This window comes from Marinobacter sp. OP 3.4, assembly GCF_036224885.1.
GTDB lineage: Bacteria > Pseudomonadota > Gammaproteobacteria > Pseudomonadales > Oleiphilaceae > Marinobacter.
The window spans coordinates 24,136-33,955 of the sequence record NZ_JAVVLT010000108.1 but is presented as its reverse complement, the minus strand read 5'-3'; the positions used below and the strand labels follow the sequence as shown (position 1 = coordinate 33,955).

7 protein-coding genes are annotated in these 9,820 nt (G+C 61.9%); all 7 read right to left on the bottom strand.

The annotated features are described in order from the left end of the window. Positions 1-73: 73 nt before the first annotated feature. The 7 genes from RO069_RS18355 to RO069_RS18325 all read right to left on the bottom strand — a co-directional run bounded on the left by RO069_RS18355 (position 74) and on the right by RO069_RS18325 (position 9,802). The gene (locus RO069_RS18355; protein ID WP_328189530.1) at positions 74-1,372 is read right to left on the bottom strand and encodes a methyl-accepting chemotaxis protein; all 1,299 of its coding nucleotides are present in this window, start codon (positions 1,370-1,372) and stop codon (positions 74-76) included. A 262-nt stretch (positions 1,373-1,634) separates the two neighbouring features. Further along, entirely contained in the window at positions 1,635-2,312 is a 678-nt protein-coding gene (locus RO069_RS18350) for a glutathione S-transferase family protein (RefSeq protein WP_328189529.1), read from the bottom strand. A gap of 75 nt (positions 2,313-2,387) precedes the next feature. After that, a complete protein-coding gene (locus tag RO069_RS18345; RefSeq protein ID WP_328189528.1) occupies positions 2,388-3,695 on the bottom strand; it encodes a D-amino acid dehydrogenase in 1,308 nt (435 codons plus the stop codon). Positions 3,696-3,758: 63 nt separating this feature from the next. Beyond that, the gene (locus RO069_RS18340; protein ID WP_328189527.1) at positions 3,759-4,943 is read right to left on the bottom strand and encodes a M24 family metallopeptidase; all 1,185 of its coding nucleotides are present in this window, start codon (positions 4,941-4,943) and stop codon (positions 3,759-3,761) included. Between the two features lie 196 nt (positions 4,944-5,139). Next, positions 5,140-7,839: an HAD-IC family P-type ATPase gene (locus tag RO069_RS18335; RefSeq protein WP_442915393.1), complete on the bottom strand. Its 2,700-nt coding sequence runs from the start codon at positions 7,837-7,839 to the stop codon at positions 5,140-5,142. A gap of 40 nt (positions 7,840-7,879) precedes the next feature. Beyond that, entirely contained in the window at positions 7,880-8,785 is a 906-nt protein-coding gene (gene arcC / locus RO069_RS18330) for a carbamate kinase (RefSeq protein ID WP_328189525.1), read from the bottom strand. Positions 8,786-8,800: 15 nt separating this feature from the next. Then, entirely contained in the window at positions 8,801-9,802 is a 1,002-nt protein-coding gene (locus tag RO069_RS18325; protein WP_328189524.1) for an ornithine carbamoyltransferase, read from the bottom strand. Positions 9,803-9,820: the final 18 nt, after the last annotated feature.

Here is a 9,820-nt window from a genome sequence, read left to right as displayed (position 1 = left end):
GTTTTACCGCCGTCTCCTACTTTTTCACGCTAATCCGCGATGAACCTTTTTTATTTCCATTTTAAAAGAGCCGCTACTGGCTGATTGACGCAACGGCCTGCTCGACCCGTTCGGCGCCCGCGCTGATCCGGCGGACAATCTCCTCAACACTGGCCACCTCCGCCCTGCCGGTTTCGGCAACCCCGGCGACCTCGCTGATCTTGCTGACGACTTCCGCTGTCAGGGTCAGGTTTTCGTTCACCACCTTTTCGATCTCGGACGTGGACTCACCGGTACGGGCCGCCAATTGCCTGACTTCATCCGCAACCACGGCAAAGCCACGCCCCTGGTCTCCGGCCCTGGCCGCCTCAATGGCCGCATTTAGTGCCAGCAGGTTCGTGCGATCCGCCACTGCCGCGATGGTGCCGATGATCCGCTCAATGCTCTTGGACTGGGCATCGAGCTTCTCAATGACCGCTGTCGCTACCTCGATCCGGTCACGGATGCGATCCGACGTTTTCAGGGATGCAGCCAGCGACTCGGCTGCCTGCGACGCATTTCGGGAAGTTTCCGTGGCCGTGGCGGATGCCACTCCGGCGGCATTGCTGGTACGTTCTGCCTGTTCAACATGGTCGGTGATGTCACTGGCGAATTTGACCACCTTCCAGACGTTCCCATCTTCGTCCAGAATCGGGTTATAGGAGGCTTCAAGCCAGAGCGTCGAGCCATCCGCCCGCACTCGCTCGAACTTGCCGGATTTGAACTGTCCATGGCGAAGCTGTGCCCAGAAATCCGGGTTTTCCTGGTAGAAATCCGGCTTGCAGAATATCCGGTGGTGTCTGCCCCTGACCTCATCCAGCCGGTAGCCTACCGCATTGAGAAAGTTGTCGTTCGCTACCCGGATCTCCCCATCGGGTGTGAATTCGATCACCGCCATTGAACGGTTAATGGCGTCAAACACTGCCGCCTGGCGGGTGGTTCTTTGGTGTTCCGCCGTCACGTCATGGGCCAGCTTGATGATGTGGGAAACGCGGTTTTCAGGATCCCGTATCGGAAAGTAGCTGGCCTGCAGCCACAGGTCCTCTCCGGCTTTGCTCTTACGGGGGAAGGTTCCGGTCTGCTTTCTGCCCTCGGCGAGCTGATGCCAGAATGACCGGTACTCCAGTGTCCTGGCATGGTCCGGATCGCAGAATATCCGGTGGTGACGGCCCTGGATCTCTTCCAGTTCATAGCCGACCACATCAAGAAACAGCGCATTTGCCCGGAGGATGGTGCCGTCGGGCTTAAAATGGATACAGGCAACCGAATCCTCGATGGCGTCAATCGTGGATTCCAGGTCCTGTATTCTAACTTGCTGGGCGGATAGTTGCTGCTTACGGCGGTTCGCGAACATCGACGGGTTACCTGGCGCGTTTGAGGCTAAAGGGAATAGAGCATTCGAGGGAGCAGGGGAAATCCGTTCTCTCGAGGCAAGCATTACGCAGCGGGTAGCCCGGTGGTTCTCCCGGATTTGTCAAGCTTTGTCATATGTTCGCGAGGCTTTTGGCGAAGGGGGCAACGGTCCCGGTCTGGTTAATCCATTGCCCCCTGCCTGCTGCTCGCGCCTTGGCCAGCGGTAAGCCGTGAAGTTGCTCAGCGTGCAGTCATGCGGGACACTAGAACCCGTACAGGGCCTTCAGGTGCGCCATGAACTGGGGGCGATCTTCGGCGGCGTCCGCACGGACTTTCTTCACATGGGGGCGTTCTTCCATGCGCGCGCAGTAGGCCTCCAGCCCGGGCACATTCGACAGTGGATCCCGGTCCAGGAAGGCCTTGCCGACATTACGCACAATGGGCAGGTTCAGGATCGCCGCGATATCCGCCAGGGTGAACTGGTCGCCATAGGCAAACTGGTCAAAGGTGGACAGCTTCGGCAGCGCTGCGGCGGCCTTGTCGAGACTGCTCTCCACTTCCTTCAGCACCGCCGGGTCGGGGGCGGAACCGGTCAACAGGTTCGGAATCAGGCGACGGGCCACCAGCTCGAAGTAGAGCTCGATGAACTGTGATAGCTCTTGCACCTTGGCAATGTCAAAGGGCGTGGCTGGCAACAGGGAAGGCTCCGGGTGAGCCCGTTCGATGTAGTCCAGGATGGCGCGGGATTCACTGATAAAACCTTCGTCGGTTTCCAGGGCCGGGACCTTGCCCATCGGGCTCTTGTCGAGATACTCGGGTTTGTACTTGGGGCCGACGCCGGTGTAGGACAGTACCTCTTCGAACTCGATGCCTTTTTCCAGAAGGGCAAGTTTGGGGACGTTGTAGTAGTTGCTGGCGGAGAAGCCGTGGAGTTTGAGCATTGTTGTTTCCGTTATTGGTGTTTGTCAGTTGTGGATTGATAGGGGAACAGCATAACAGGCTTTTGGTGGCCGGACTCAGCCCCTGTGGAAACGTTCCGGGCGGAAAGGGCTGAGGTCAACGGCCGGGTTTTCACCGTCCAGCAGCTGGCCGATGATTTCCGCAGAACCGGCTGATAGCGTCCAGCCGAAGGTGCCGTGACCGGTGTTGAGCAGCAGGTTCTCCTGCCGGCCCCAGCCCAGCAGGGCGGGACCATCGGGAGTCATGGGGCGAAAGCCGGCCCAGGGCTCTGCCTGCTCAAGGTCGGCCGCGCCGGGGAACCGTGACGCAAAGGCTTCCCGAAGTACCTGCAGACGCCGCTCTGGAATCCCGCGATTGAAGTTGGCCAGCTCCACAAAACCGGTGACCCGAACCCGATCCCCCAGCCGGGTCATGGCCACCTTGTAGCCATGGTCCACCACCGTGGAGCGGGGCGCCTTTGCGGGATCGTCCAGGGTGCCGGTGAGGGAGTAACCCTTGACCGGATAGATGGGCAGGCTCAGGCCCAGGGGCCGGGCCAGGTCGCGGGAGGCACAGCCGGCACAAAGCACCACCTGATCGGTTTCCAGGTAGTGTGCAGGTGATGTGTTTTCTTCCGTACTCCGGCGGGTCTCCCCCGAAGCCTTTTGCAGCCAGGCGCCCTTTATGCGCTCATCGTGCAGGTCCCAGTCCCTGATGGTGGTGCGATACTGAAACGCCACGCCCCGCGCTTCACAGGCTATCGCCAGCGCCTGGGTAAAACGGTGGCAGTCGCCGGTACCGTCACCGGGCATTCGCAGACCTCCCGTTACGGGGCCCGGGCCCTGCATGCCGGGCTCCTGTTGCCGGACCGCTTCGGGGCTGAGCCACTCATGGTCAACACCCAGTGTATCCAGTACCCGGGCTTTCTGGCCAAGGGCCGTGCAGGCTGCCTGATCGTTTGCCACTTCCATCAGGCCTTCATGTTGCCCATCGAAGCAGTCTTCGGGAAGTTCCTCCAGTGCCAGGAAACACTGCCGGCTGTATTCGGCCAGGTCCAGCAAGGCCCCATGGCTCCGATTATAGCGCTCCTGGCTCAGGCTGCAGCGGGCCGTCATGGCCAGGAATTGCAGGGTGTGGAGGGACCAGGGTGTGGTGATCTTGAACGGACCGTACTTGCTGAACAGCCCCTTCAGGGCCTTGCCCACCATATCGGGAGCGGCCCAGGGATACACATAACCGTAGGAACGCTGACCGGCGTTGGCCCGGCTGGTTTCCAGGGCCGCCCCATCCAGACGGTCCACCACGGTCACCCGGTGCCCCCGTTTGGCCAGGGACCAGGCGGTGGTGACACCGACCACTCCGGCTCCGACGATCAGTACATTCATCAGGCTGCTCCTAAACCATCGAAAGGTGGATTTTGCAGGTTTATCCGGTCATCCGGGTGCCAATCAGGCACAGTTGGTCAGTTCCCAGTCATTGTGGGTCAGGGGTTCAGCCTCACGCTCGGTCACCAGTACGGTATTGCTCATGCCGATGCCCCACTGGCCAGGCAGTCGCAGGCAAAGGGGCAGGTGGAACACCATGCCCGGGGCGAACTGCCGCTGCTGCCCCCGGGCGATGTAGCCCGTGCCCTCGACCCAACTGGGCGGGAACTGCGCACCCACGGAGTAACCGAACACGCCGGAAAAGAACACCTCCCCGGCCACCGGGGCCAGCGCTGCCTCCGCGGCCCTGGCGGCATCATCAAAGCGGTTGCCGGGGCACATGGTATCCAGCAGGGCATCATGGATACGGCGGCAGACGTCCCTGAGCCGGCGCATCGGATCGCTGGGCTCGCCGGCCACTACCGTGCGCATCATCGGGGCGGTATAGCGCTGGCGGACGGCGCCGAACTCCAGGAACACCGGGTCGCCGGGCTGGATGACCCGTTGCTGGTGGTTCAGGTGGATGACGCTGATGCGTGGGCCGCTGGTGACAATGGGCTGCATGCTCATGAAATCGCTGCCCGCCGCCAGCAGGGCGCTGGCGCCGGCGGCGGCAACGGTGTTCTCGTCCACTCCCGGCCTGATCGTGGCAATCGCGGCTTCCAGCCCGGCCTCGGTAATACGGGCACTGTCCCGCAGGCATTCGATCTCGGCATCGGTCTTGATCAGGCGGACGCCAGCCAGCAGGTCGCCACAGGCCTGGAAGCGCTCCCGGCCCCGTTGGGAGGTAAGGGCTTCCATCACGCCAAAACGCAGCCCGGCATTCCAGGGATCGACGCCCACGCGACGGCAGCCCCGTAACTGGGAGACCAGGGGGTCGACCACGGATTCAACGTTTTCCCAGTGATAGCCGGAAATCTCATCCACCCAGGCCGTGGTGACCGCCGGCCCGGTTTCAATGGACGGAACCTGCAGGAAGCAGTGGTCAGTACGGAAGACCAGAGCAGTATGAACGGATACCTCGAAGGTCTTGTAGCCGGTCAGGTAATGGATGCTGGCGGGGTCGGTTACCAGCAGGGCATCCAACCCATGCTCGGCCATGGCTTTGGCTACCCGGCTGCGGCGTTCCGTGAACTCCGACGGGGGAAAGAAGCGCTCGCTGCCGACGCTGCATTCGGTGAGGGCGGTGCGGTAGGCATTGTGGTCCATTAGCAGGACTCCAGTCGATGGGGCCTGATGACACCCTAGCGCAGATTCCGGTAGCTCGGGAAGCGGTGGATGGCATAGGGTCCCGAGCATTCCGGATTGCCGCCGTGTGGACGGCGGTCATGGTGACGGGGTTGCGTCTTCCGGATCCAGTTGGACTGGAAATCCCAACGGGCGAAGTTGGCCCAGGGCGGCCGGCTCATGTGTCAGGATTCTTTTCCTGCCGTTCCTGTTCGCTGATACCGACGGTTCGCGAAGGGAGCCTGCGAACCCAGGTTTCAATCTCAAGGATCACCAGCACGACCACTCCGGCAACACCGGCGAAAACCAGCATTTCCAGGGATAATGGGCTGGTTTCAAAGGTGTTGTGGAACCAGGGCAGGTAGGTGAATAGTAGTTGCAGCGCCACGACGGCCGCCACCGCTCCAAGCACCACCGGTGTTCCCATGACACCCCGAAGGGTGATGGACGGTGTATCCAGGTAACGCACGGCAAACAGGTAGAACACCTCCATGGCCACCAGGGTGTTGACGGCCAGGGTACGGGCCACGCTCTGGTCGCCATGGTGGTGCATGGCCCAGAACCAGGCTTCGAAGATACCCACCAGAAACAGGAGCGATACGAAAAACACCCGCCAGACCAGGAATCCCTGCAACAGGGATTGCTCCCTGGGCCGGGGTGGCTGCTTCATGACATCCGGTTCCGGCGGTTCGAACGCCAGGGTCATGGCCAGCACAACGGAGCTGACCATGTTGACCCAGAGAATCTGCAGCGCCGAAATAGGCAGTGCCAGCCCCAGCAGCAAGGCGGTAATAAGGCTGATGGATTCGCCGCCGTTGATGGGCAACATGAACGCAATGCCCTTTTTGAGGTTGGTGTAGACCGTGCGCCCCTCACGGACAGCGGCGGCGATGCTGGCAAAGTTATCGTCCAGCAACACCACCGATGAGGCCTCCCTCGCGGCTTCCGACCCTTTGACGCCCATGGCGATGCCCACGTCGGCCCGCTTCAGCGCCGGCGCGTCGTTGACACCGTCGCCGGTCATGGCGACAACACCGTGCTGTGCCTGCAGGGCCTCCACCAGCCTCAGTTTGTGTTCCGGGCTGGTGCGGGCGAATACGTCCACTTCCGTCGCCAGTTGTTGCAACGCTTCGGCGCTCAGGCCATCCAGCTCCTTCCCGGTTAACACCCGCTCGCTGTTCCGCAGCCCCAGCTTGCGGGCAATGGCACCTGCGGTCAGGGCGTGGTCGCCAGTGATCATTTTCACGCGGATACCCGCGGCATGGCAGTCCGAGATGGCGCGGATGGCTTCCTGCCGGGGCGGGTCCAGCAGCCCCACCAGGCCCAACAGTTCCACGCCGCTATCCAGGTCTTCCACCGCCAGGTCCGTGGTGCCACGGGGTACCGGTTTGCGGGCAAGGGCCAGTACCCTCAGGCCTTCCGAGGCCAGGTCAGCAATCACCTTTTCCCATCGGGCTCTATCCAGGGCGGCTGTTTCGCCATCCGCCGATAACTCCGATTCGCACATGTCCAGGATGCGCTCTGGGGCACCCTTGATGTACACCACGCCGTGGCCATGGTGATCATGGTTGAGGGTTGCCATGAAGCGGGTCTGGGTGTCGAAGGGGATTTCATCCCGGCGGGGCCAGTCACTGGCACTGGCTTCAATGTCGAACGACGCCTTGTGGGCAAACACCTTCAGGGCGGCTTCCATCGGGTCGCCCTGGATGCGTGGCGATACCTCCCTGAAATCAAGATGGGCATCGTTGCAGAGGGCAGCGGCACGGGCCAGTTCCTCCAGCGCCCCGGTAACCTCGGCGGGCTGGTGGTCCTGGCGCACCATACCTTCCAGTTCATAGCCCTCGCCGGTCACGTCCAGCCGCCAATGGCCCTGCACTGCGGTGGTCACCATCATTTCATTGCGGGTAAGGGTGCCGGTCTTGTCGGAGCAGATCACGGAGACCGCCCCCAGGGACTCGATAACGGGCATCCGCCGGACCACGGCCTGGCGTCGTGCCATCTGTCGCACGCCAATGGCCAGGGTAATGGTGAGTATTGCCGGCAACCCTTCGGGAATCGCAGCCACGGTCAGGCCAACCACCGCCATGAACAGCTCCCGGAAAGGCAGGCCACTGAAGGCCAGGCCTCCGGCGAATATGGCTGCTCCGGCAACAATCACAATGATGGACAGCAGCCGGGCGAACCGGTCCATCTGTTCCAGCAGCGGTGTTTTCAGGGAGGTGGTCCGGGCCAGCAGGCCGGAGATGCGACCAATCTCTGTTTCCGTTCCGGTGCGAACCACCACCCCGCGACCGGTGCCCGTGGATACCATGGTTCCGGAAAACGCCATGCCGGTCTGGTCACCCAGTGCTGACTCTTTTTCCACGGGCTCCGGGGATTTCTCCACCGCCTCGGACTCGCCCGTCAGGATGGCTTCCTCAACCTTCAGGTTGTGGCATTTTTCCAGCCGGATATCCGCCGGCACGCGGTCGCCGGGTTCCAGCAGGATGGTATCCCCGGGCACCAGGTCTGCGGCGTTCACCTGGTGCTGGCCATCCTCCCGCACCACCCGTGCTTTGGGGGCCAGCATATGGCGGATGGCGGACAGTGCCTGCTCGGCCTTGCCCTCCTGGATAAAGCCCACCAGTGTCTGGATGACCACCACTGCCAGGATAACGCCGGCGTCGACCCAATGACCCAATGCACCGGTAATGGCAGCCGCAGTCAGCAGAACGTAGATCAGGAAGTTGCGGAGCTGGCGCCCCAGCCTGGCCAGTGGGCCGCTGGATCGTCCTTCCGGGAGACGGTTGGGGCCATAGGTGGTGAGCCGTGCCGCGACATCTTCAGCGCTCAGGGGCGCTGTTGCCGTCAGTTGTTCCCGGGCACCGGCGGCATCCATGGTATGCCAGAGTTGTTCCGTGGTCTTGGTAGGGGAGGTATCAGTTGACAACACAGGTACCTGCCTGGCGTTCAAGGATCGCCACGGCATCCTCCAGCCTACCTATACCACTGATGCCGCCGCCTTCGGCGAAACGGCTTGCCGCTGCCAGTTTGGGCCCCATGGAGCCGGCCGGCAGGGCCAGGCTTTCCGCTTCGGCAAGGGTCAGGCTGTGGAGGGGGGCGGCGGCGTCCGTACCGAAATCACGGTAGACGGCATCCACATCGGTGAGCAGCAACAGGGCGTCTGCCCCCAGCTGTCGGGCAAGCAGGGCACTGGCCGCGTCCTTGTCGATCACCGCTTCCACGCCGATCATACTGCCGTCGTCCCGGCGCAGAACGGGAATGCCGCCGCCTCCGGCGCAGATCACCACCACACCCTGATCCAGCAGCAGTTGGAGCACCCGCATGTCCGGAATCTCCAGGGGTTCAGGGGAGGGCACCACCCGGCGCCACTTGTCTCCATCCTGGGCTATATGCCAGCCAGCGGCTTTGGCTCTGGACTCTGCTTCTTCCTTCCCATAAACGGGCCCGACAAACTTCGTGGGTTTCTGAAAAGCGGGGTCGTCCCTGTCCACCAGCACCTGGGTCAGCAGGGTGGCCACCGGGCGGTCATGGCCGAGGGCATTCTCCAGTTCCTGTTCGATGATATAGCCGATCATGCCTTCCGTTTCGGCGCCCAGCACGTCCAGCGGATAGGCTTCGTCCGGCTTGTAGGCGGCGCCCTGCAGTGCCAGCAGGCCCACCTGCGGGCCATTGCCATGGGTGATCACCAGTTGGTGGCCGGCGCGGACAATGCCCGCCAGTGATTCAGCGGCAATTTTTACATTGGCGCGCTGGGCCCTGGCGGTCAGCGGTTCACCGCGCCGCAACAGGGCATTGCCTCCGAGGGCTGCTACAACAAGCATTCCATACTCCCTGTATCAGGTTCCCAGAGTGGCAACGAGCACCGCCTTGATGGTGTGCATCCGGTTTTCCGCCTGATCAAACACAATAGAGGCGGGGCTTTCGAAGACCTCTTCGGTGACTTCCATGGCATCGATGCCGAACTCCACCTGGATCTCCCTGCCCACGGTGGTTTCGGTATTGTGGAAGGCTGGCAGGCAATGCATGAACCTTACCCGGGGGTTGCCGGTTTTCTCCATCAATGCCGCATTGACCTGGTAAGGCTGTAACAGCTTGATCCGCTCCGCCCATTTCTCCTTGGGTTCGCCCATGGATACCCATACGTCAGTGTAGACAAAATTCACACCTGCCACGGCGGTATCGATGTCCTCCGTGATCATGATCCGCGCTCCGGTATCATTGGCGATGGCTCGGGCTTCCTTCTGGATGGCTTCGCTTGGCCAGCAGGCTGTGGGGGCGCACAGGCGCACATCCATCCCCATCTTGGCGCCACCGATCAGCAGGCTGTCGCCCATGTTGTTGGCGGCGTCCCCGATGAATACAAACGCCACCTCCCTCAGGGGCTTTTCCACGTTTTCCTGCATGGTCAGGAAGTCCGCCAGTATCTGGGTCGGGTGGAACTCATTGGTCAGGCCGTTGTAGACCGGTACACCAGCATATTGCGCCAGTTCCTCAACGACGGCCTGACCGAATCCCCGGTATTCAATGGCATCGTAAACGCGGCCAAGCACCCGGGCAGTGTCCCTGACGGATTCCTTGTGGCCGATATGGGTACCCGTCGGCCCCAGGTAGGTGACCCGGGCGCCCTGGTCAAACGCGGCAACCTCGAAGCCTACCCGGGTTCGGGTGGAGTTTTTTTCGAAGATCAGCGCGATGTCCTTGCCTTTTAGCTGTGGCACTTCGGTGCCGGCGTATTTGGCGGTTTTCAGGTCGGCGGAAAGCTTCAGCAAAAAGCTGATCTCCCGTGGGGTAAAATCCCGCAGGGTCAGGAAATGCCGGTTCTTGAGGTTGAAAGCCATGGTTCTGCTCCTTCCTTG